The following is a 20755-nucleotide window of genomic DNA, read 5'->3' as shown; positions in this document are numbered from 1 at the left end:
ATGATGTTATGCAAATTAACCTGACCGGACACCATGTCGAGATCACCGAAGCTCTGCGTGATTATGTGAATAACAAATTTGCCAAACTCGAGCGTCACTTCGACCACATCAACAATGTTCATGTGGTGCTTAGCGTGGAAAAACTGAACCAGATAGCGGAAGCCAAATTGCACGTCAGCGGTGGCGAAGTGTTTGCCAACTCTGAACATGCCGATATGTATGCTGCGATAGACACCTTGCTCGACAAGCTGGACAGGCAGATCATCAAGCACAAAGATAAGTTAAATAAAAAATAACCATGCAACTTGAACACATACTGAGTCGGGACTGCACCAAGAGTGCAGTCCCTTGTACCAGCAAGAAACGCGCCCTCGAAATCATCAGCGAGCTGGCCGCCGAACGCCTTGGCACCTCCCGTCAGGCGCTGTTTGAATGCTTGCTGGCCCGCGAAAAAATGGGTAGTACCGGGATCGGTGCCGGTATTGCGATCCCCCACGGTCGCATTGACGATGAGTTCCCGCCAACCGCGATCCTGATGACCTTTGCCGACCCTATTCCTTTCGACTCCATCGATAATCAACCGGTTGACCTGCTGTTTGCCTTGCTGGTGCCGGAAAGCGAGTGCAAGCAGCATCTCAAGACCCTTTCTCTGATGGCTTCCAAGCTGGGTGACAAGGCGGTTTGCCGCCAGTTGCGTCAGGCAACCAGCGACGAAGAGCTCTATCAGATCATGACCTCGGCCTGACAGCAGGCCAAGGATGAGACACCCGTTTTGGCGTGAGGGAACAAGATGCAGTTAATCGTGGTAAGTGGACGTTCGGGCTCCGGTAAAACGGTAGCCCTGCGAGTGCTGGAAGATCTGGGTTACTACTGTGTGGACAACCTGCCGGTCAATCTGCTGCCCCAGCTGATTGTCTCGGTGGAGAGCCAGTACGACAAGCTGGCGGTCAGTATCGATGTGCGCAACCTGCCGAGCGATCCGGAGAAACTGGAAAATCTGCTGGCTCAGGTGCGCAATGAGGGGCGGGTAGAGTTCTCCAGCTTTTTCTTCGATGCCGACAACGGCACCCTGCTCAAGCGCTATGGCGAGAGCCGCCGCCTGCACCCCCTCTCACGCAACAAGCTGTCGCTGGATGAGGCGATTCGGGAGGAGACCCACCTGCTGGCGCCACTCTCCTCGACCGCTGACCTGCGCATCGACACCACCACCCTCAGCATTCATGACCTGAGCGAGCTCATCAAGACCCGGGTACTCGGCAAGAAAGAGAACGAGCTGGTGCTGGTGTTCGAGTCGTTCGGTTTCAAGTACGGCATTCCCAAGGATGCTGACTTCGTGTTCGATGCCCGCTTCCTGCCCAATCCGCACTGGATCCCCGAGCTCAAGCCGTTCACTGGTAAGGATGAGCCGGTCGCCAACTACCTCTCGGCGCAGGCTGACGTGATGCTGTTTACCCAGCAGATCGAAAACATGTTGGCGACCTGGTTGCCCCATCTGGAGCGCAACAATCGCAGCTACCTCACGGTCGGCATCGGTTGCACCGGCGGTCAGCATCGCTCGGTCTTTATTGCAGAGCGGCTGGCCGGTGCATTCCGTTTGCTTGGCAAGAACGTGCAGATCCGCCACCGCACTCTCGACAAGAGTGCGCCCCAATCCTGACGGACCAATAGGACGACCCGATGACTGTTTCCGCCTCGGTTGAAGTGAAAAACAAGCTGGGTATTCATGCCAGACCGGCCATGATGCTGTTCGAGCTGGTGCAGGGTTTCGATGCCCACGTGCTGCTGCGCAATGAAGATGGTGTGGAGGCCGATGCTGACAGCATCATCGGCCTGCTGATGCTGGATTCCGCGCAAGGGCGGCAGGTGGAAGTACAGGTTGAGGGCCCCGAAGAGGTCGAGGCCCTGGCCGCCGTGGTGGAGCTGTTCACTTCCGGCTTCAACGAGGAGTAGTCACTCCTCGTTTTATGTTATGAACCGGTACGCGCCAGCGCTTTGAAGCTGGCAAAATCCCGACAAGCCAGTAGATTCCTGCTGGCTTTTTCGTTCATCAGTGCCAGAAACAGGTCGTAGAGACCCATCGCCTCCTCGTAGTCGGCCTTGCTGATGGCCAGCACGAAGATGAGCGTCGCGATTTCCCCGTTCCCCCAGTCAATCCCCTGCGGTGCCAGCACGGTGTAAACCAGAGTACGGCGCGCCAGCAGACCGAGGGAGTGGGGCAGGGCGATCCCTTCTCCCAACATGGTTGAGACGATCCGCTCCCGCTCCTGTAGTGAGGCTCTGAAGCCGCTCTTCACCAGATCTTCCGCCTCCAGCTGATCACAGATACGGGCAAACAGTTCGGCCTGGGTAAGGGGTTCTTTGACCACCATGAAGTGGTCGGCATCGAAATATTTGTCGAGCATGTAGGGGCGGGTGCGGTCGATCAGCACCAGCTTGCCAAGCTGCTCCAGCTGGTATTGGGTCGGGAAGGGGGCAACGAGTACCACGGGGGCGTTTTTTTCGTTCACCTTGACGGTACTGATGACAAAGTCCTGCGCGATCTGCTCCAGACCTTCGTAATCCCGCACCGACTCCAGCGTGGTCAGCTGCAACTGGGGATACTCCCGCTTGATGCGTGCTTCCAGTACCCGGAAGGTGGCGTTGCCTGCATCGCAAAGCAATAGCGCCTGCGGGCGGCGGGTATAGCCGATGTCGTAATGGCGCTCCAGCCCGACCCCGATATGGATCACCAGATAGCCGATCTCGTGGTGGGTCAGTCGGTAGGGGGTCTGCTTGATCCACTCCGAGATGGCCGCCAGCGTGATGTCGTAGGCGAGAGGATAGTACTGCTTGATGTGATCGGCCAACGGGTTGTGGTTGCCTATCTGGTATTTGACCCGTAGCAGCATGGCGCTGATATGGGTTTGCAGGTCGGCCCGCAGCTGTTGGTCGCCTCGCAGGTCGTAAGGGTAGTGTTGATGAATGTAGGTCAGCAGATGCTCCACCAGTTGTTCGCTCTCGGCGGCCATTGCCGGGCTGAGCTGGGGAGTATCGGCAATCAGGCGCGCCTGGATCTGAATGGCGAGACCGGCGATCTCGTCCTCTACGGGGGGCGTCAGGGTGGGCAATACCGCATATATATCGCGAGATACTGCCAGCAGCGGCAGAGTCAGATCCTCGCTGGCGAAGTGGCGCAACTCGTGACCGGATGCCTGACGCAGCAGGGCAACTGCGCAGTAGATGGCGAGCTGCTGCTGGCTCTCGTCAGCGAGACGCAGCTGATGTCGGGCAAGCTGGGCATGGATATGATTGCCCACTACCTCCATCGTCTTGCTGGGGCAAAGGTTGGGCAACAGGGTTTGCAACTGGTTGTTGTGCAGCAACTCCTGATAGAGCAGTTGGGTCAAACAGGCCCGGATCGCCGTCTCCTCCCCCTGAATGCGCATCCCCAGGCGGGGTTTGCTCTCGACGCTGAGCCTGAAGTTGCTGAGCTGCTCACGGACTTCCGCCATATCCCCCTGCAGTGCCGCCCGGCTCAGATACCAGGTATCAGCCAGCTCATCGAGCTTGATCCCCTGCTCTGCCGTCAATAGCAGGATCTGCAGGTGCTGCACCCGCTCCCGGCTGGTGCGTGGCAGGCCGCTATCCTGACCCTGGGCCGCCAGCAGAGCCTCGAACAGTCCCTGATTGTAGATCTTGAGCTGGTAGCCGCTGCCACGCTGGTGGATCAGGTGAGCGCCGTGCGTGGCCATCAGTTCGTTGAGGGTCGCCACATCGGTGCGCACCGTGCGGGTGGAGACATTGAGGCGGCGAGCCAGTTCCTCCTGTGGCAGCGGTTCTGCGTGGAGCTGGATCAGCATTTGATGGAGCCTGGGGTGTGGCAGCTTGATCATAGGGGGTATGCAAGACTCCTGTTGCGAGATAAAGGGTCGATGTTAACAAGTGGGTCATCAACAAGCCAGGCACCGGTCAGTGATTGAACCGGTGCCCGTGGCTGCCATCAGGCCAACAGTCGTTTCACCATCGCCAGCAGAGTCCGCACATCCTCGGGGCGAGTGTGCCCGCTCGCGCTGTCGATGATGGAGCTGTAGACGTGAGGGATAACTTTCTCGACTCCGGCGTCCAGCGCAATCCGCACTATCTCCTCGAAGTTCTCCAGATCGATGCCGCCGGTGGGTTCCAGCCAGAAGCCGTGGCGGGCACAAGCCTCGGCCACTGCCTGATACTCGTCGCGGCAGGCCAGCCCACCCATGGGGAAGAACTTGACCGAGCTGCCGCCCATGTCCTTGAGCAAGGCAATGGCGGTATCGATGGGCACTATTCCATCCGACTGCCCGGCGCTGAGTGGACCGGTGGAGATCTTCACCATGCCCGGCATGCCGGTAGGGGAGATCAACCCATTCACCAGCGTTTGTGATTGGCCGAGCAGCGCCCGGCTGGCGCCGACACCGGTGAACACCTGATTGACGTGCTGGGGCTGCAGCTGGCAGGCCAGTTCGGCCACCATGGCGGATTGGCGTGGATCGCCGGCGCCCAGTCCGATGGAGAGGGCGTTGTCGATAAGCTTGGCGTAAGCCCGCATGTCGGCCACCGCGGAGGGAATATCCGGGTAGTTTTTGGAGAGCACACCGACCAGCACGTGGCCTTCGGCTGCGTCGTACACCTCGACGGCATTCTCTTTGGAACCTGCCAGCACGTTGAGACAGACCCGATCACGGTAGTAGTTGGGGGTAAGGGACATCAGCGATTCTCCTGAACGAGGTTGGCAATGGCAGAGTGGATTTGGTCGAGCTGGGGCACGGTGACGCTGCGCACATCGATCTCGATGTGCCCCTCGTTGGCCTTGTAGCCGCGGCAGTAGATGGCAGGCGTGCCCTGTTGCAGACGGCTGACGACCTGCACTGTGGTCATGCCGAGCTGCTGGTGGTCAAAGGCGATATCGGTGCGGGCGATGTCGCGCCCTGCGCTGTCCCACACCACCTTGGCGGTGACGCCGGGCAGCTGGTTTAGGCGCTCGATGAAGGGGCTCATCTTGGCGACCATGGCGGCGCCGCTCTCTTTCTCTTTGGCCAGATAGCGCTCGATAGCGTGGGTCAGGCCGAGGATCCCCTCCTTGCCCACCTTCATGGCGCGACCGATGCCATTGGCCTGCTGTTTGACCCACTCCACATACTGGCGCTTGCCGAGCACCAGCCCGCTGGTGGGCCCTTCAATGGCCTTGGCGCCGCTGTAGATGACCAGATCCGCCCCCTGGTTGTAGTAGAGGCGCAGATCCTCTTCGGCTGCCGCATCGACGATGAGCGGGAGCCCGTGGGTCTTGGCGACCTCGGCGGCCTCTGCCACCGACAGAATGCTCTTCTGCACGCAGTGGTGGGACTTGATATAGAGGATAGCAGCGGTGTTGGCATTGATGGCGGCTGCCAGCTGGGAAGGGGAGCACTCGTTGGCGTAACCGGCTTCCACTACTTTGCCGCCACCCAGATTGACCATGGTACCGACCGGGGCGCCGAAGTTGACGTTATGCCCCTTGGGCAACACGATTTCACTCGGCACCTCATGGGGATGGGCATGCAGGTGCTCGAGGCGGTAGGGATCGCCGCGTACTATCATGGCGGCGACTGACTGGGCGATGCCGGCGCTGGCGCAGGAGACCACCACCGCATCTTCCACATCCAGCAAACCAGCCAGATAGGCGCCGGTCTTGTTGACCAGATCCTTGACCTCGAAGTAGTGGCTCAGGCCGAAATTGACCGCATCGACCACCTCCTGCTCGGGGGTGGAGACGCCGAGAATGGTCATGCGCCCGGAGGCGTTGATCACCGGTCTGAGCTGATATTTCTCATAAACAGAAGGCATGGTGTGATTTCCCATAGTGAGTCAGAACCAGTTCGCCACCGACCAGGGCGGCGAGAGGCTGCAGTTGTTGGTTACCGCTGCGAGACTGGGCTTCGGTATCCATAAACAGGGTCGGGCCGCTGGCGACCTCGAACAGGGTCAGATCGGCATCGGCGCCCACCTCAAGCCGCCCTTTGCCGGAAAGGCGCAGGGCATCGGCGGCCTGATGGGTGACGCAGGCGAGCACCTGCTCCAGCGTCATGCCGATGGCGAGAAACTTCGACATCACGTGGGCCAGACTGTAGACCGGCCCCTTGATGCGGTTCTTGCAGTAGATATCGGAGCTGATGGTGCGGGGCAGGATCCCCTGCCGGATAGCCAGCTCCGCCACCTCGAAGCTGAAGCTGGCGCCGCCGTGGCCGATGTCGAGCAACAGGCCCCGTTTCATCGCCTCACGCACCGCCTGGCGCAGCTCGCCAGCCGGAGTCAGGATGCGGTTCGGTTTGCCGTTGAAGCAGTGGGTCAGCAGATCGCCATCCCCCAGCAGGGCAACTATCTCGTCCAGATCCGGCGGCGTGTTACCCACGTGCACCATCAGCGGCAGCTGGCCGTGGGCCTGTTGCAGCGCCTTGGCCATGCGCAGCGGTTGCAGGCCGTTCTCACCTACCACGCTACCGCTCATCCGCGCCTTGATGCCAACAATAAAGTCGGGGTGGCGGCGAATGGCTGCCGAGGCGAGATCCATATCGAGATCCCGGCTATCCGCCAGCTCGTTCTGACGCAGCAGGCCGATGCGGGAGATATTGAGCAGGGCATGCACCCGGGTCTTGCAACCAGCAGCGATCTGCTGGAAGTCATTCACATCGTCGGCTCCGGTGCTGCCTGCGTCGATGACGGTGGTGACGCCGGACTCTACGCCCACCTTGTCCGGCTCATCGTGATAGATGGGGGAGGCGGGATAACAGTGGGTGTGGCCGTCGATCCAGCCTGCGCTCACATGCACCCGGCCGCCGAGATCCAGTATCTGCCGCGCCGCTGCCGTCCCCGGCAGGGAGCCGATGGCGGCGATTTTGCCCTCCCTGATGGCAATATCGACGAGCTGGCCATCTCCCTGGCGCCCGGCTCTGATGATCATGTCGTACATGCTGATAACCTCTGGCGAGCCGCCCCGCAGGGCGGCTGGTACTTACACAAGGGCGACCGGGAAGAAGGTACCCAACAGCATGGCTCCCAGGATGGCACCGCCTGTGATGGGCTTGCCCCACACGTAGAACAGCAGCGCACCCAGCAGGGAACCGATACCGATGGGGATGGAAGCGCCCATGGCGGAGAGGATGATGAGGGGGCCGAGGAAGCGACCAGAGCTGTTGCCAGCACCCATCATCACGTCAGCACCGTAGGTGGAGTTGCTCTGGTTGATGGTGAACTTGCGCGCCAGAATGATGATGTAGCCGATGGCCAGACCAATCCCCATGCCGGTTGCCAGCGAGGCGCCGAAGTTCTCCACCGGATAGACGATGCCAGCCCCCAGCAGCAGGGCGGGCACACCGAGGCCGACCCCGGTCTGGATGGCGCCGCCGATATCCAGAATCCCCACCAGGGATCCCTCGATGATGCGGGCGAACAGGAAGCTGGCACCGAACGCGGCTACTGCGCCGTAGGCACCCGTGTCCATTCCGGCTTTCAGCATGGCGACGAAGGCTACCTCGTTGAAGGCACCAACCCCGTACAGATAGAACATGTGGGTACCGGCAAAGACCCCGGCCGAGAGCAGGCCGACGAAGATGGGGAATGACCAGTCGGCGTACCAGAAGTTGTTTTTCAGTTTCTCATCCATGGTGTGACCCCTTATTTGCCGCTCAGCAGGTTATGGACACTTTCCAGCCACAGGGGGACACCCATATGGAAGGATTCAATCAGTTTCATGTCGAAGCCGCGGAAGAATCCGCTCAGCACGAACAGCAGGACGATGGCTGCCATCATCACCTTGGTGACATGGTTCCAACCGCTCTCTTCCACACCCTTGCCGATCAGGATGCCGAGCACCAGACCCGGTACCGCGTTGCCCATGATGAGTTGGGCCAGACCGCCGAAGATGGTGGCCCAGAAACCGGATTTCTTGCCCGCCTCGATGGCAGCGAGCCAGAAGATCACCGGCATGACGGTGTTGACCAGCAGGTTGGCGGCTGGTACCAGCACCTTGACCGCTGTGACCTGCAGAGCTGCAGGAACGGCAGCCGCCGTACTGTTGAGGAAGGCGACCACGATGGCACCTATGATGCCGCCAGCGATGGCCATCTTTTTCGGGTCGTGCAGAGTGGTTGCGAGATCCCGATTTTTGAACAGCAGTGCCGCCGTGGCCCAGTGCGGGATGATGCGGTGATCCACATCCTGGGTGAAGGCGCCGGCCGCCACGGTGGAGGCCCAGGCGTTGAAGAAGAAGCCCAGACCAAACGAGAAGTGAGAAGCGGGATCCCCCTCGCAGGAGTTAAGTTCGCCCAGGGTGCGGAAGGCACCCATGCCCTGTACGGTCGGGGCGTGGAACATCCGCGCCGCGCCGGCCCCCACCCCGACGCCAACCAGGCCGCCAATGATGAGTGACTTGATAAAAATGATTAGAAACATCCAACGTATCCTTCTTGTGGGGTTGTGCCTGCGCAGGCATCACACCTGGGTGAACGTCACCTTGGCGACATCCAGACTGGTGACCTGAACCTTGATCTCCAGCTGGACGCGGTATTCGCAGCGCTGGCGCGGCAGGAAGAAGAACAGAAACTTCTCCACCCGGACCGACTCCTCGGCTTTGAGCACCTGTACATCGACCGGCTCAATACGCAGCAGTACCTGCTGGTTGTCCTTGAGCAGTGTGGGTTGCACCTGGCTGAGGGCGGAGGCAAACGCCTGCTGGCGTGTCGTCCCCTTGCCGTTGACGATGACCTGGGTGGTGAAGTTCTCTTTCATCAGGCGCGTCCGTGCTTCTTGGCGAAGGCTTCGACCAGCTTCTGACCCAGCTCTTCCTTGTCCATGAAACCGAAGCCCAGCACCACGCACCCTTCGTTGATGGCGGTGACGCCCTCTTCAACAGAGCGCATGCCGTAACGGCACTTGTAGCCGTATTTGGTCTGGGCTGTGATTGCACCGGCGCCGCCGCTGCCGCAGAAGGAGATGCCGAGATCCGCCTGCTCCTTGTTCATCACATCGCCGAGCTTCATGTCAGCGGCCATGCCGGGGATGATGGTCACGTTGGCTCCGGCAGCTTCCGCGCCTGCGCCCACTTTCTGACCCTTGCCGAGACGATCTCCAATCACGAGTTTGATGGCTGTCATATCGATTTCTCCTTGAGTTACGGGTTCTGCACCGAGCTGAGTTCGTTTTCTTTGGCGACTTCAAAATGGACGGACAAGAGGTGTGCCTCTTCGTAGGCGAGTCGCTCCAGCCAGCTGACAACCTGCTCGGCGAGACGCAGGGAGAGGGGAGAGATCTCCTCAAACAGGCTGAGGTCAACTTCCGGCAGCGGTTCACCGCTGTGGGAGCGCCACACCATGGCTTTGACGTGGGAGGCCAGCATCTGCTGCTGTACCTCGTTGGGGCGGATACCCTGATCGCCCAGCAGAATATGAATGCGTGCCAGGATCTGGTCGGTCTGGCGCAGCAACTCCGGGCTGTTCGGGGTCAGGGTCTGGTCGTGAGTCTCTGTTTGCAATGTCTGCTCTCCAAGGCTGGCAGAAGGTATGGCGTTACCCTAAGCCTGCGCGTCGATGTGGAGGAGGCAGCGTTTTTCCGATTCGAAGCGGAAATTCCTGAGGAAATGGCCCCAAAGTGATTGTTTGGATACTGAAAAGACAAAAAGAGTGCTTATTGGGGCCGGTTTTGTGTGATCGGTAGCGCACAAATCGGGGGGCGGGGGCAGGGCAAGCGTTGCGTGAAACTGTGAGTCATCTCACGGTAAGAGACGTTGCCGAGGGGACTGATGTGGAAAAGGGCGGTTTCCCGCCCTTCTCATTAAAAGGAGTGACGCTAGCTGGCCGATGCTGCGCTCGAGCTGGCCGCTCTCTGCTGATAGCGCAGGTCTTCCTCTATAGTGACCACCACTTCCAGCGGCTTGCCGGAGCGGAATACCGAGATGGTCAGCTTGGTGCCGGGGCGGCTCTCGACAATCTTGTCCATGGCGCTGCGTACGCCACTGATGGCCTCTCCGTTGATCTTGAGCAGCACATCCCCTCGCTGCAGGCCGCCTTTGGCCGCCGGTCCGTTGGGATCCAGACTCTCCACCACCAGACCACGCAGGTCGCCGAGGTTCATCATCCGCGCGACGATGGGGTTGATCTCGACGCTGGAGATCCCGAGGTAGCCGCGGATCACCCGGCCGTTGGCGATCAGCTCATCCATGATCCGTTTTGCCAGCCGGTAGGGGATGGCGAAGCTGATGCCGTAGCTCTCCTGATTGCCGTTGAGGTGATAGGTGGCGGTGTTGATCCCCACCAGATCGCCACGGCCGTTGACCAGCGCGCCACCCGAGTTGCCCTCGTTGATGGCGGCATCGGTCTGCAGCAGATCCTGACGGCCATTGCTGTCGGGCCCCATGCTGGAGAGGCCGGTACGGCCGGTCGCGCTGATAATGCCCTGGGTGATGGTCTGGCCGACGTTGTAGGGGTTGCCGATGGCGAGCACCACATCCCCCACTTCTGGCAGTCGCTCGGGATCCTGCGGGATCACCGGCAGGTTGTCTGACTCGATATAGAGCACGGCGAGGTCGGTGAGCTGATCGGTACCGACCAGTTCGGCGCTGAAGACCCGGCCATCCTGCAACGCGACGATGATCTGGTCGGCATCGGCGATGACGTGGTAGTTGGTCAGTACATAGCCGCGCTGATTCATGATGACGCCAGAACCCAGCCCTTGCGGGCGCAGTTCCCCCTGATTGCCCTGATTGGGGGCAAAGCTGCGGGTGTAGATGTTGACGACGGCAGGGCCTGCCCGATGGGCGGCATAGGAGAAACTCAGTTCACGGGCATTGGTGATGATGCCGGGCAGTTGGGCACCACCGCGAAAATGGGGAAACAGCAACAGCAGCAGCGCCGCGACGGTCAATCCAAAACCGACAGACTTGCCCAAGTAACTGACTAAAGGGGGGATTTTCATGTCATTCTCATCCGTACAGGCTGCGCGCAGAGAATAACACTATCGATGGATAAAAATCACCCGCGGTGAAGGCCGCGGGTGATGGAGGGGCTGGCGAACAACTTGAGCGTTAGCGGATCACCAGATAGAGCGAGGAGTCGCCGCGCTGGATGTTGAGCGCCAGCACGTCAGGCTTGTTCTTGAGCGCCTTGGTCAGCTCGCCCAGGGTGTTGATGCGCAGGCGGTTGACCCCGATGATGATGTCACCCTTCTGCAGGCCGGAAGCGGCTGCCGGAGAGCGAGGATCAATATCGGCCACCGCGACGCCGGAGACCGGATCGGTAGTGGTGCTCAGCTTGGCCCCTTCCAGTGCCGGATGCAGCGCGCTGGCGCGTACTTCGCTGTCATCAGCCTGCTTCAGGGTCACCTTGGCTGTTTGTGACTTGCCATCGCGGATCAGTCCCAGCTCGACCTGCTTGCCAGCGCCCATGGTAGCGATCTTGGCACGCAGCTCGCCGAAGGAGCGAACCGGTTTGCCATCGATGCTGACGATGATATCGCCAGCCTTGATGCCCGCCTTGTCGGCCGCCGAATCAGGCATGACCTGATTGACGAAGGCACCATCCTTCTTGTTGTAACCGAAGGTTTTGGCGATGTCGGAGGTGAGCTCGGTGCCGGTAATACCCAGCTGGCCGCGACGCACTTCACCGTACTTGACGATCTGCTCGGTCAGATCCCGCACCATGTTGGAAGGGATGGCAAAGCCGATGCCGATGTTGCCGCCGTTCGGGCCCAGAATCGCGGTGTTGATACCGATCAGCTCGCCACGCAGGTTGAGCAGGGCGCCGCCGGAGTTACCGGAGTTGATGGCCGCATCGGTCTGGATGAAGTTCTCCAGATTCTCGATGTTGAGGCCGCTGCGACCCAGCGCACTGACAATACCGGAGGTGACGGTCTGGCCCAGACCAAACGGGTTGCCGATGGCCAGCGCATAGTCACCCACCCGCAGCTCGTCGGAGTCGGCGAACTTGATCTGCACCAGATCCTCGGCCTTGATTTGCAGCAGGGCGATGTCGGACTGTTTGTCTTCACCGATCTTCTTGGCCGCATACTCACGACCATCCTTCAGGTTGACCTTGATCTCGTCCGCCTCGTGCACCACGTGGGCGTTGGTGATCACGTAACCCTTCTTGGCATCGACGATGACACCGGAGCCGAGCGCCTGGAACGGCTGCTCGCTCACCTGTTCGTCGGGCATGTTGGGGCCGAAGAAGAACTTGAACTGCTCCGGCAGACGCTGACGGGTAATTTTTTTGCCAGAAACCGAGATATTGACCACAGCCGGGGTGACCTGTTCGAGAACAGGCGCCAGGCTTGGCATCTCCTGATTTGAGCCTAACAGGGAAGGCAGTGCAGCCTGAACAGGGGCCGCAGACATGGCGATACCGACACTGAGGGCTAGCACACTGAGCATGGAAAGAGGTTTACGCATATGAAAAACAGCTCCCAGAAAAAGTTGCATTGCAATCGTCAAGGTCAGACCACGGGACTGGCCAATTAGTTCCGCGGGGAACTAGTTTGGTTGTTTGAGCAGTCCGGAAGAGGCACCCGCATAGTCGCGAGGCGGAACGCCCGGCTCTTCTGCCACATTGGCAGGGGCTTCTTCTACCAATGACTCGCGGAACAGCGGTTCCTGCGCCTTGGCCAGGAATTTACTCTGCTCGGCCATGTGGCGATAGAGGGCCTGATACTGCTCGGCCAGTTGTTCCATCAGCGCGGCACTGTCGGCGAAGTGGGTATTGATCTGGCCCTGATAACTCTCGAGCTCCTTGTGGGCCTTTTTCAGTTCCTGTTCCAGGCGGCCAGCATCGCGGCTACGTACCGAAAAACGGCCGAGAACGATACCGATAATCAAGGCCGCGACAGCCAGCAGGATCCCAGTTAACAGACTCATAGATGCTCCTTGTTACAGCTAAAACAGAGTGGGTTTATGCGGTCGTCATAACCGCCATGCCTTGATGGCACTATACCGTGCGTCCTGAGGCCGTGATACCATTTTGTCCTCGATTCAGGGACTTGGAGAGGCGCTCAAGGATGACACCGCAGCAAAAATACCAGCAGGATCTGCTGCGCCCCGGCTTTGTGGCCGACCCCGCGCAGGGGATGGCCATTAGCAGGCTGGAGCGACTGTATCAGGATTTGCTACGGCGCCCGACTCCGACCAGATCTCGAGGGCTGCTGGGTTGGCTGCAAAAGCCCAAGTCGCCGGAGCCTGTCCTCGGTATCTATATGTGGGGCGGAGTGGGCCGAGGCAAGACCTGGCTGATGGATACCTTTTTCGACAGCCTGCCGGGGAAGCGCAAGATGCGCAGCCATTTCCACCGTTTCATGCACCGCATTCACGATGAACTGCAGGGGCTGAGCGGGCAGTCCGATCCCCTCAAGCTGGTAGCCAGCAAGCTTGCCAACGAGACAGACATCATCTGTTTCGACGAATTTTTTGTCTCCGACATCACCGATGCCATGTTGCTGGGCACGCTGTTTCAGGAGCTGTTTGGTCACGGTGTCGTACTGGTTGCAACCTCAAATATCCCGCCGCACGATCTTTATCGCAATGGGCTGCAGCGAGCCCGTTTTCTGCCAGCTATCGAGCTTATCGAGCGCCATTGCGAGGTACTTAACGTGGATGGCGGTATCGACTACCGCCTACGTACGCTGGAACAAGCCGAGATTTATCACTGCCCGCTGGATTTGCAGGCAAAAGCCAATCTCGACCACTATTTTCAGCAATTAACCGGTGGTCACTCGGCTTGCGAGGGGACGTTCGAGGTCAATCATCGTCAACTGACGTCGCTGGGGATGGGGGAAGGGGTGCTCTATATGGAATTCGAGCAACTTTGCTGTACTGCCCGCTCCCAGAACGACTATATCGAGCTGGCCAGGTTGTTCCATACCGTCCTGCTGGCCAATGTGCAGCCAATGGGTGCAGGCACGGATGACGCGGCTCGCCGCTTCATCGCCATGGTCGATGAGTTCTACGAACGGCACGTCAAGCTCATCATGTCGGCAGCGGTTCCCATGGCAGAACTCTATGGCGAAGGGCTGCTGAATTTCGAATTCAAACGCTGTCTTTCGCGGCTTCAGGAAATGCAATCGCACGAATACCTTGCCAGAGTGCACCTTCCTTAGTCACAATACCGCGCCTGCCAGTCGGATGGGCATCTGCGGCAGGTAGGGCCGGGCGACATTTGCTGGTTTCATGGCAGTGAAATTAGCAGGTGATATTTAAGGCAACTTCACTTATAATCGCTCGGCCCACGTTACAGCTGTCGATAAGACAGCAACACTTTAAGCTTTACTTGTATTCGAAGGGGTACAGGTAGGCCATCGTTTGTTGTTTGTGGGAGAGCCCCCATAAGCAATTGGGTCTGTAACAGGTAATTGGGTTTAACTTAATGAAAACTTTCGTTGCCAAGCCAGAAACCGTAAAACGTGACTGGTACATTGTGGACGCAGAAGGTAAAACTCTGGGTCGTATCGCAACCGAGATCGCTGCTCGTCTGCGTGGTAAGCACAAAGCTGAATACACTCCGCACGTTGACACCGGTGATTACATCATCGTTGTAAACGCTGAGAAGGTACACGTAACCGGTAAGAAATTTACCGACAAAATGTACCACGCTCACTCCGGTTTCCCGGGTGGTATCAAGTCAATCAGCTTCGACAAGCTGATTCAGCGTAAACCGGAAATGGTAATCGAAGCAGCCGTCAAAGGCATGCTGCCGAAAGGTCCTCTGGGCCGTGCCATGTTCCGTAAACTGAAAGTTTACGCAGGCGCCGAGCATGCTCATGCTGCTCAGCAACCTCAAGTACTGGATATCTAATCGGGAACTGGCAACATGGCAGAAAATCAATACTACGGTACCGGCCGTCGCAAAAGCTCCACTGCTCGCGTATTTATCAAAGCGGGTAGCGGCAAGATCGTAATCAACCAGCGCTCCCTGGAGCAGTACTTCGGCCGTCCGACTGCCCGCATGGTAGTTCGTCAGCCGCTGGAACTGGTTGAGATGACCGAGAAACTGGACCTGTACATCACCGTTAACGGTGGTGGCATCTCCGGTCAAGCTGGTGCGATCCGCCACGGTATCACTCGTGCTCTGATGCAGTACGACGAAACCCTGCGTTCCGAACTGCGTAAAGCTGGCTTTGTTACTCGTGATGCCCGTAAGGTTGAGCGTAAGAAAGTTGGTCTGCACAAAGCTCGTAAGCGTCCGCAGTACTCCAAGCGTTAATTCGCTTTTGGTACTCACTCTTTCGAGTGTCAAAAAAGCCTGGCGGTTGCCAGGCTTTTTTTATTGGTAATATTACCGACATCAATGCTAACCACGCGTCACAAAAGACAAAAAATTGTTTCTTTATTGTTTTCATTGCTCACCGCTCTTTCTTGTCAAGTTGTTATCTTTTCTTTAAAATTTCCCCTGTTTTCTGTGGCAATTGTAAATCCAGCTTCCGCCGCTGTTGTCACGGGAAAAATGGGGAACAGGGACACTATAAGAATGTGCGGAGTCCACATGGGAGAGTTTTTGGATGAGCAATGCGCCAGTTGATACCGGTCGCCGCAGATTTCTTACCTGGTCAACGGTTGCCGTTGGTGGGGTAGGAGCTGCGTTTACCGCAGTGCCGTTTATAAAGTCATGGAATCCGAGCGCCAAGGCCAAAGCAGCCGGTGCGCCGGTTGAAGTCGATATCAGCAAGTTGGAACCGGGTCAGCTCATCCGTGTCGAGTGGCGAGGCAAGCCTGTCTGGGTGGTGAAACGCACCAAACAGACGCTGGATGCCTTGGCCGCGCATGATGACAAGCTGCGGGATCCCTCATCTGAAGAGCCGCAGCAGCCTGACTATGCCCATAACGGGTACAGATCGATCAAGCCCGAAATTTTTGTCGCGGTCGGTATTTGCACCCACTTGGGGTGTTCACCTTCCTATCTGCCTGACAGCTTTGGCGAGCAGGTGCAGGGCGTTACGTCCGGCTTCTTCTGCCCGTGCCATGGCTCCAAGTTCGACATGGCCGGCCGTGTGTTCCAGGGGGTGCCTGCACCGCTGAACCTGGTCATTCCGCCCTATCAATTCATTAATGACACCACCATCCTGGTCGGTGCCGATGGCAAGGAGGCCTGACCATGTTGAGTAAACTGATGGGCTGGATCGATTATCGATTCCCGCTCACGGCCATGTACAACGACCACATGGCCAAGTATCCGGCACCGAAGAACCTGAACTTCTGGTACTTCTTCGGCTCGCTGGCCATGCTGGTGCTGGTTAACCAGATCATCACCGGTATCTGGTTGACCATGAACTACAACCCCTCTGCGGAAGGTGCGTTTGCCTCCGTGGAGTACATCATGCGCGATGTGGAGTACGGCTGGCTGCTGCGTTACATGCACTCAACCGGTGCGTCTGCATTCTTCATCGTGGTCTATATGCATATGTTCCGCGGCATGATCTATGGCTCTTATCAGAAGCCTCGTGAGCTGCTGTGGATCTTCGGCATGCTGATCTTCCTGGTGCTGATGGCGGAAGCCTTTATGGGCTACTTGCTGCCCTGGGGTCAGATGTCATTCTGGGGTGCCCAGGTCATCATCTCGCTGTTTGGCGCCATTCCGGTCATCGGTGACGATCTGACCCTGTGGATCCGTGGTGACTACGTGATCTCCGGTGCGACCCTTAACCGCTTCTTCGCGCTGCACGTCATCGCGTTGCCGCTGGTGCTGGTGATGCTGGTTGCCATGCACATTCTGGCGCTGCACGAAGTGGGCTCCAACAACCCAGACGGTATCGACATCAAGAAGCACAAGGACGAGAACGGCTGGCCGCTGGATGCGGTGGCATTCCACCCTTACTTCACCGTCAAGGACATGATCGGTGTGGCGGGCTTCCTGTTCTTCTTCTGCGCCATCATTTTCTTCAAGCCGGATATGTGGGGTTACTTCCTCGAGAAGCCGAACTTTGAAGTGGCCAACGGCCTGAAGACTCCTGCTCACATCGCGCCTGTGTGGTACTTCACCCCCTTCTACGCGATTTTGCGTGCCGTACCCGACAAGCTGCTTGGCGTCATCATGATGGGCCTCTCTATTGTGGTGTTGTTCCTGCTGCCTTGGCTGGATCGCTGCAAGGTGCGTTCTGTTCGCTATCGCAGCAAGCTGCACAAGCTTAACATCGCCCAGTTCGTGGTCTGCTTTATCATCCTGGGGGTGCTGGGTGTACTGCCGTCGACGCCGACCCTGACGCTGGTTGCCCAGATTTGTACCTTGGGTTATTTCGGTTTCTTCGTGCTGTTGTTCTTCTACAGCAAAAACGAACGCACCAAGCCGCTGCCGGAGAGGGTTACATTTAAATGAAAAAAATAATATTTGCAGTGCTGACCCTGCTGCCATCACTGGTGTTTGCCAATGCTGGGGCCGTGCATCTGGACAAAGCCAATTATGATCTGAGCGACAAGGCATCCCTGCAACGTGGAGCTGCCACCTTCATGAACTATTGTGCAGGCTGCCACTCTACCCAGTATCAACGCTACAACCGGGTTGCTGCCGATCTGGAGATCCCCGAGGAGTTGATGAAGGAGAACCTCATCTTCACCGGCGCCAAAGTGGGTGATCTGATGAAGAGCGCCATGTCCGAGAAGGATGCAGCCAAGTGGTTTGGTGCTCCCCCTCCGGATCTGACTCTGGTTGCCCGGGTACGTGGTGCGGACTGGATTTACACCTATCTGCGTTCTTTTTACGTGGATCCGACTCGTCCGTTTGGGGTGAATAATGTGGTGTTCCCGTCTGTGGGTATGCCTCATGTGTTGGAACCGTTGCAGGGAACCCCCCGTGCCGAGTTCGTCACTCACACGGTCGATGGAGTCGAGACCCAGCAGGTTGTCAGCATCAAATCTGACGGTAATGGTGAAATGGATGACGAAGAGTATGATCAGACGGTACTGGATCTGGTAAACTTCTTGGTCTACTCGGCTGAACCGGTACAACAGGAGCGTGAACGCATGGGCTTCTGGGTGCTTGGTTTCATCGTGATCTTCTTCATCTTCACTGTGCTGTTGAAGAAGGAATTCTGGCGCGACGTTCACTAAGCGACCAGATACGGGTAATATAATGCACGGCAATGAAGACCAAGATGCTTCATTGCCGTTTCTGCTTTTTAATGACGGGAGGGTTCAATGGCTGTAGCTGCCAATAAGCGTTCGGTAATGACGCTGTTTTCCGGTGCCAACGATATGTTCAGCCATCAGGTGCGTATTGTCCTGGCGGAGAAGGGTGTTAGCGTGGATATCTGCCAGGTTGATCCAGCCAATCTGCCGGATGAGCTGGCCGAGCTGAACCCGTACAACTCTGTACCGACCCTGGTTGATCGTGAGCTGGCACTCTACACCTCGCGCATCATCATGGAGTATCTGGACGAGCGCTTCCCGCATCCGCCCCTGATGCCTGTTTACCCGGTTGCCCGTGGTAACAGCCGTCTGATGATGCACCGCATCGAGCTGGACTGGTACTCACTGGCTGACAAGATCATGGCCGGTACCGATGCTGAAGCGGCACGCAACGAACTGCGTGACAACCTGCTGGCCATCGCGCCGATCTTCGGTGAAATGCCCTATTTCATGAGCGAAGAGTTCGGTCTGGTGGATTGCTATATGGCGCCGCTGCTGTGGCGTCTGCCGAGCCTTGGCATCGACCTGACCGGTCGTGGTGCCAAAGAGCTGAAGGCCTACATGGTTCGTCTGTTCGAGCGTGAGTCCTTCCAGGCTTCCCTGACCGAAGCTGAACGCGAGATCCGTGCTGGCGTATGAGCATGGAACCGACAATGACACCGAGCCGTCCGTACTTGTTACGGGCGTTCTTTGACTGGTTGCTGGACAACGATCTGACCCCTCATCTGGTGGTCAACGTCAACATTCCCCATGTGATGGTGCCGATGCAGTTTGCTCAGGACGGGCAAATTGTACTGAATATCGCGCCCCGAGCCGTGATGCAATTTCACATGGATAACGAGGCTATCAGCTTCAGTGCCCGCTTTGGCGGGGTCTCCCAGCAGGTTTACATCCCGATGGCGGCAGTGTTGGCTATCCATGCTAGGGAGAACGGCGTGGGCACCATGTTCCCGCCTGAGCCGGGTTACGATATCTGGCTCGAGCAGGCTGAAGCGCCGGTGGAGCCTGAGCCGGAACCACCGCGTCCAAGCGGTCGTCCGACCCTGAAGGTGATCAAATAAAAAACGCAGCCGATTGGCTGCGTTTTTTTATGCCGCGTTGGCTTAGTTCTGGGCGAACTCGAAGGCCTTGATCACGCGCTTCACGCCGGTGACATGGCGGGCGATGTTGACTGCCTGCTCTCCCTCCTGGCGAGTCACCAGACCAATCAGGAACACCTCGCCGTTCTCGGTGACCACCTTGACCTTGGTGCTGTCGAAGTTCTTGGTGCCGAACATGTCGGCTTTCACCTTGGAGGTGATCCAGGAGTCATTGCTGCGAGTGGTGAAACTGGCAGGTTGGCCGATGCGCAATTCGTTGTAGACGTGGCGAACCCCTTCGATGCGACTGACAATTTTGCCCGCCTCAATCTTGTAAACGTCAGAAGGTGTCTGGCCGACCAACAGAACGCGGCCATTGTTGCTGTAGACGCTGATCTTGCTGGCTGCACTGAGGGGTTTGTTGTCGGCCAGCAGATTGGCCGCTTTCAGCTCGATGTTCTGGTCATCCCACTGCGCGCCCAGGGTTCGGCGATCGCCAGAGGCCTTGGCAGTCCCTGCGGCGCCGCCAACAACCAGGGCTGCGCAGCCTTGCAGCAGCAGGGTGCTAACCAGCAGACCGAGCAGGATAGTGTGCTTTTTCATGGTTTCAATCTTCCTGTTGCGGGAAAAGTGTCTGGTCGATGAGATCACACAGGCAGTGCAGGGTCAACAGGTTCACTTCCAGAATGCGAGGGCGACGGGCGGAGGGAACACGGATCTCCACATCGTTCGGGCCGAGCAGACCTGCCATTTCGCCACCGTCACCCCCGCTCAGCACCACTATGGTCATGTCGCGGGAGAGGGCGGCTTCGGCGGCCTTGATCAGGCTGCGGCTGTGGCCGGAGGTGGTGATGACCACCAGAATGTCGCCAGGCTGGCCCAGCGCGCGGATCTGCTTGGCGTAGACCTCTTCAAAACCGTGGTCGGTGGCGATGGCGCTGATGGTCGCCATGTCCGGGGTCAGGGCCATGCCGGGCAGGGAGGGGCGCTGGGTCTCGTAGCAGTTGACCAGCTCGGAGATGAACAGTTGCGCCAGTGCGGCAGAAGGACCGTTACCGCATGCCAGCACCTTGTGGCCATTGAGCAGGCAGATGGTGATCATCTGGGCTGCAGTATGGATGGCATCCGGCAACGCCTCGGCGGCGGCTATCTTGGTCTGGATGCTTTCGGTGTAGTTCTCTTTGATGCGGTCAGTCATAGGGTCCTCTTAAAATGCGTTCTGGATCCAGGCTGGCTGGTCGCCCTCGAACGCAATCACATCGAATCGGCAGGCCTGATTGGCCTCATTGATGGCATGTTGCTTCAAATAGTGGCGCGCTGCCAGCATGATCTTGTGCTGTTTGCTGCGGGTGACCGAGCTGGCGGCCCCGCCATGGCTGCCGGTGGCCCGGTAGCGCACCTCAACAAACACCAGGGTCTGGCCCTGGTGCATGATGAGATCTATTTCACCGCCACGACAGCGGTAGTTGCGAGCTACCGGTTGCAGGCCCCGGGCCTGCAACCAGCGTTCAGCGACTTGTTCAAAGTGCTGTCC

27 protein-coding genes are annotated in these 20755 nt (G+C 58.3%); 12 read left to right on the top strand and 15 right to left on the bottom strand.

The window, feature by feature from the left end; genetic code table 11:
• Positions 1-8 precede the first annotated feature (8 nt).
• Genes hpf through npr form a run of 4 tightly spaced genes read left to right on the top strand, consistent with a single transcriptional unit; the run spans position 9 to position 1950 of the window.
• Complete coding sequence (gene hpf / locus AACS18_RS21310; protein WP_005336323.1) at positions 9-296, top strand: ribosome hibernation promoting factor; 288 nt, start codon at positions 9-11, stop codon at positions 294-296.
• A 2-nt stretch (positions 297-298) separates the two neighbouring features.
• Entirely contained in the window at positions 299-745 is a 447-nt protein-coding gene (gene ptsN / locus AACS18_RS21305; protein WP_005336322.1) for a PTS IIA-like nitrogen regulatory protein PtsN, read from the top strand.
• 45 nt (positions 746-790) lie between these two features.
• Positions 791-1657: an RNase adapter RapZ gene (rapZ, locus tag AACS18_RS21300; protein ID WP_108613247.1), complete on the top strand. Its 867-nt coding sequence runs from the start codon at positions 791-793 to the stop codon at positions 1655-1657.
• A gap of 20 nt (positions 1658-1677) precedes the next feature.
• Positions 1678-1950 carry a PTS phosphocarrier protein NPr gene (gene npr / locus AACS18_RS21295; protein WP_005336318.1) on the top strand — a complete coding sequence of 91 codons (273 nt, stop codon included), beginning with the start codon at positions 1678-1680 and terminating at the stop codon, positions 1948-1950.
• A gap of 17 nt (positions 1951-1967) precedes the next feature.
• On the opposite strand, the gene AACS18_RS21290 is transcribed toward npr, so the two are convergent.
• From AACS18_RS21290 to AACS18_RS21235, 12 genes are all read right to left on the bottom strand, one after another.
• Positions 1968-3872, bottom strand: a complete 1905-nt coding sequence (locus tag AACS18_RS21290; RefSeq protein ID WP_108613246.1) for a BglG family transcription antiterminator — start codon at positions 3870-3872, stop codon at positions 1968-1970.
• Positions 3873-3979: 107 nt separating this feature from the next.
• Positions 3980-4720 carry a 2-dehydro-3-deoxy-phosphogluconate aldolase gene (gene dagF, locus AACS18_RS21285; RefSeq protein WP_108613245.1) on the bottom strand — a complete coding sequence of 247 codons (741 nt, stop codon included), beginning with the start codon at positions 4718-4720 and terminating at the stop codon, positions 3980-3982.
• Positions 4720-5835 (bottom strand): DgaE family pyridoxal phosphate-dependent ammonia lyase, encoded by a 1116-nt coding sequence (locus AACS18_RS21280; RefSeq protein ID WP_108613244.1) that lies wholly within the window; start codon positions 5833-5835, stop codon positions 4720-4722. Before AACS18_RS21280 ends, dagF begins: the two co-directional genes overlap by 1 nt.
• Positions 5819-6958, bottom strand: coding sequence for an amidohydrolase/deacetylase family metallohydrolase (locus tag AACS18_RS21275; protein WP_108613243.1), 1140 nt, complete (start codon positions 6956-6958; stop codon positions 5819-5821). Before AACS18_RS21275 ends, AACS18_RS21280 begins: the two co-directional genes overlap by 17 nt.
• A gap of 42 nt (positions 6959-7000) precedes the next feature.
• Positions 7001-7651: a DUF4310 family protein gene (locus AACS18_RS21270; protein WP_005341755.1), complete on the bottom strand. Its 651-nt coding sequence runs from the start codon at positions 7649-7651 to the stop codon at positions 7001-7003.
• Positions 7652-7662: 11 nt separating this feature from the next.
• Positions 7663-8439: a DUF4311 domain-containing protein gene (locus AACS18_RS21265; RefSeq protein WP_005355143.1), complete on the bottom strand. Its 777-nt coding sequence runs from the start codon at positions 8437-8439 to the stop codon at positions 7663-7665.
• A 39-nt stretch (positions 8440-8478) separates the two neighbouring features.
• Complete coding sequence (locus tag AACS18_RS21260) at positions 8479-8775, bottom strand: DUF4312 family protein (protein ID WP_100652517.1); 297 nt, start codon at positions 8773-8775, stop codon at positions 8479-8481.
• Positions 8775-9140: an SFCGS family glycine-rich protein gene (locus AACS18_RS21255; RefSeq protein ID WP_005355141.1), complete on the bottom strand. Its 366-nt coding sequence runs from the start codon at positions 9138-9140 to the stop codon at positions 8775-8777. Before AACS18_RS21255 ends, AACS18_RS21260 begins: the two co-directional genes overlap by 1 nt.
• A 17-nt stretch (positions 9141-9157) precedes the next feature.
• On the bottom strand, positions 9158-9517 hold the full coding sequence (locus AACS18_RS21250) for a PRD domain-containing protein (RefSeq protein ID WP_108613242.1): 360 nt from the start codon (positions 9515-9517) through the stop codon (positions 9158-9160).
• 314 nt (positions 9518-9831) lie between these two features.
• Entirely contained in the window at positions 9832-10956 is a 1125-nt protein-coding gene (gene degS, locus AACS18_RS21245; RefSeq protein WP_064339249.1) for an outer membrane-stress sensor serine endopeptidase DegS, read from the bottom strand.
• Between the two features lie 109 nt (positions 10957-11065).
• Positions 11066-12427, bottom strand: coding sequence for a Do family serine endopeptidase (locus AACS18_RS21240; protein WP_058053453.1), 1362 nt, complete (start codon positions 12425-12427; stop codon positions 11066-11068).
• An 81-nt stretch (positions 12428-12508) separates the two neighbouring features.
• The gene (locus tag AACS18_RS21235) at positions 12509-12889 is read right to left on the bottom strand and encodes a YhcB family protein (RefSeq protein WP_108613241.1); all 381 of its coding nucleotides are present in this window, start codon (positions 12887-12889) and stop codon (positions 12509-12511) included.
• A 140-nt stretch (positions 12890-13029) separates the two neighbouring features.
• Between AACS18_RS21235 and zapE the strand changes: the two genes are divergently transcribed.
• The 8 genes from zapE to AACS18_RS21195 all read left to right on the top strand — a co-directional run bounded on the left by zapE (position 13030) and on the right by AACS18_RS21195 (position 19203).
• Positions 13030-14124, top strand: coding sequence for a cell division protein ZapE (gene zapE / locus AACS18_RS21230; RefSeq protein ID WP_108613240.1), 1095 nt, complete (start codon positions 13030-13032; stop codon positions 14122-14124).
• A gap of 266 nt (positions 14125-14390) precedes the next feature.
• Positions 14391-14819, top strand: a complete 429-nt coding sequence (gene rplM, locus AACS18_RS21225) for a 50S ribosomal protein L13 (protein WP_005336289.1) — start codon at positions 14391-14393, stop codon at positions 14817-14819.
• 15 nt (positions 14820-14834) lie between these two features.
• Positions 14835-15227 carry a 30S ribosomal protein S9 gene (gene rpsI / locus AACS18_RS21220; protein ID WP_005336286.1) on the top strand — a complete coding sequence of 131 codons (393 nt, stop codon included), beginning with the start codon at positions 14835-14837 and terminating at the stop codon, positions 15225-15227.
• Between the two features lie 295 nt (positions 15228-15522).
• Positions 15523-16113: a ubiquinol-cytochrome c reductase iron-sulfur subunit gene (gene petA / locus AACS18_RS21215; RefSeq protein ID WP_040068840.1), complete on the top strand. Its 591-nt coding sequence runs from the start codon at positions 15523-15525 to the stop codon at positions 16111-16113.
• A 2-nt stretch (positions 16114-16115) separates the two neighbouring features.
• On the top strand, positions 16116-17333 hold the full coding sequence (locus AACS18_RS21210) for a cytochrome b (RefSeq protein WP_040068842.1): 1218 nt from the start codon (positions 16116-16118) through the stop codon (positions 17331-17333).
• Entirely contained in the window at positions 17330-18064 is a 735-nt protein-coding gene (locus AACS18_RS21205; protein ID WP_040068844.1) for a cytochrome c1, read from the top strand. The genes AACS18_RS21210 and AACS18_RS21205 overlap by 4 nt, the downstream gene beginning before the upstream one ends.
• 87 nt (positions 18065-18151) lie before the next feature.
• On the top strand, positions 18152-18781 hold the full coding sequence (gene sspA, locus AACS18_RS21200; protein ID WP_005336279.1) for a stringent starvation protein SspA: 630 nt from the start codon (positions 18152-18154) through the stop codon (positions 18779-18781).
• Positions 18778-19203 carry a ClpXP protease specificity-enhancing factor gene (locus AACS18_RS21195; protein ID WP_005336278.1) on the top strand — a complete coding sequence of 142 codons (426 nt, stop codon included), beginning with the start codon at positions 18778-18780 and terminating at the stop codon, positions 19201-19203. Before sspA ends, AACS18_RS21195 begins: the two co-directional genes overlap by 4 nt.
• Before the next feature lie 42 nt (positions 19204-19245).
• On the opposite strand, the gene dolP is transcribed toward AACS18_RS21195, so the two are convergent.
• From dolP to AACS18_RS21180, 3 genes are all read right to left on the bottom strand, one after another.
• Positions 19246-19824 (bottom strand): division/outer membrane stress-associated lipid-binding lipoprotein, encoded by a 579-nt coding sequence (dolP, locus tag AACS18_RS21190; protein WP_108613239.1) that lies wholly within the window; start codon positions 19822-19824, stop codon positions 19246-19248.
• A gap of 4 nt (positions 19825-19828) precedes the next feature.
• Positions 19829-20419: a D-sedoheptulose-7-phosphate isomerase gene (locus AACS18_RS21185; protein ID WP_005336275.1), complete on the bottom strand. Its 591-nt coding sequence runs from the start codon at positions 20417-20419 to the stop codon at positions 19829-19831.
• 9 nt (positions 20420-20428) lie between these two features.
• Positions 20429-20755, bottom strand: a 327-nt coding sequence (locus AACS18_RS21180) for a YraN family protein (RefSeq protein ID WP_258228788.1), incomplete at its 5' end; no start/stop codon positions are given.

This window comes from Aeromonas sp. HMWF015 (assembly GCF_963878965.1).
Classification (GTDB): domain Bacteria; phylum Pseudomonadota; class Gammaproteobacteria; order Enterobacterales; family Aeromonadaceae; genus Aeromonas; species Aeromonas veronii.
Note: the sequence above shows the minus strand (reverse complement) of the source record. Positions and strands in the feature narration are given on the sequence as shown.

Coding starts and splice junctions, on each gene's coding strand:
- AACS18_RS21280 (WP_108613244.1), bottom strand. CDS start 5,835: ATGCCTTCTGTTTATGAGAAATATCAGCTCAGACCGGTGATCAACGCC.
- dolP (WP_108613239.1), bottom strand. CDS start 19,824: ATGAAAAAGCACACTATCCTGCTCGGTCTGCTGGTTAGCACCCTGCTG.
- AACS18_RS21275 (WP_108613243.1), bottom strand. CDS start 6,958: ATGTACGACATGATCATCAGAGCCGGGCGCCAGGGAGATGGCCAGCTC.
- AACS18_RS21260 (WP_100652517.1), bottom strand. CDS start 8,775: ATGAAAGAGAACTTCACCACCCAGGTCATCGTCAACGGCAAGGGGACG.
- degS (WP_064339249.1), bottom strand. CDS start 10,956: ATGAAAATCCCCCCTTTAGTCAGTTACTTGGGCAAGTCTGTCGGTTTT.
- AACS18_RS21255 (WP_005355141.1), bottom strand. CDS start 9,140: ATGACAGCCATCAAACTCGTGATTGGAGATCGTCTCGGCAAGGGTCAG.
- dagF (WP_108613245.1), bottom strand. CDS start 4,720: ATGTCCCTTACCCCCAACTACTACCGTGATCGGGTCTGTCTCAACGTG.
- AACS18_RS21205 (WP_040068844.1), top strand. CDS start 17,330: ATGAAAAAAATAATATTTGCAGTGCTGACCCTGCTGCCATCACTGGTG.
- rpsI (WP_005336286.1), top strand. CDS start 14,835: ATGGCAGAAAATCAATACTACGGTACCGGCCGTCGCAAAAGCTCCACT.
- zapE (WP_108613240.1), top strand. CDS start 13,030: ATGACACCGCAGCAAAAATACCAGCAGGATCTGCTGCGCCCCGGCTTT.
- AACS18_RS21265 (WP_005355143.1), bottom strand. CDS start 8,439: ATGTTTCTAATCATTTTTATCAAGTCACTCATCATTGGCGGCCTGGTT.
- AACS18_RS21235 (WP_108613241.1), bottom strand. CDS start 12,889: ATGAGTCTGTTAACTGGGATCCTGCTGGCTGTCGCGGCCTTGATTATC.
- sspA (WP_005336279.1), top strand. CDS start 18,152: ATGGCTGTAGCTGCCAATAAGCGTTCGGTAATGACGCTGTTTTCCGGT.
- rapZ (WP_108613247.1), top strand. CDS start 791: ATGCAGTTAATCGTGGTAAGTGGACGTTCGGGCTCCGGTAAAACGGTA.
- rplM (WP_005336289.1), top strand. CDS start 14,391: ATGAAAACTTTCGTTGCCAAGCCAGAAACCGTAAAACGTGACTGGTAC.
- ptsN (WP_005336322.1), top strand. CDS start 299: ATGCAACTTGAACACATACTGAGTCGGGACTGCACCAAGAGTGCAGTC.
- AACS18_RS21290 (WP_108613246.1), bottom strand. CDS start 3,872: ATGATCAAGCTGCCACACCCCAGGCTCCATCAAATGCTGATCCAGCTC.
- petA (WP_040068840.1), top strand. CDS start 15,523: ATGAGCAATGCGCCAGTTGATACCGGTCGCCGCAGATTTCTTACCTGG.
- AACS18_RS21195 (WP_005336278.1), top strand. CDS start 18,778: ATGAGCATGGAACCGACAATGACACCGAGCCGTCCGTACTTGTTACGG.
- hpf (WP_005336323.1), top strand. CDS start 9: ATGCAAATTAACCTGACCGGACACCATGTCGAGATCACCGAAGCTCTG.
- AACS18_RS21185 (WP_005336275.1), bottom strand. CDS start 20,419: ATGACTGACCGCATCAAAGAGAACTACACCGAAAGCATCCAGACCAAG.
- AACS18_RS21210 (WP_040068842.1), top strand. CDS start 16,116: ATGTTGAGTAAACTGATGGGCTGGATCGATTATCGATTCCCGCTCACG.
- npr (WP_005336318.1), top strand. CDS start 1,678: ATGACTGTTTCCGCCTCGGTTGAAGTGAAAAACAAGCTGGGTATTCAT.
- AACS18_RS21270 (WP_005341755.1), bottom strand. CDS start 7,651: ATGGATGAGAAACTGAAAAACAACTTCTGGTACGCCGACTGGTCATTC.
- AACS18_RS21240 (WP_058053453.1), bottom strand. CDS start 12,427: ATGCGTAAACCTCTTTCCATGCTCAGTGTGCTAGCCCTCAGTGTCGGT.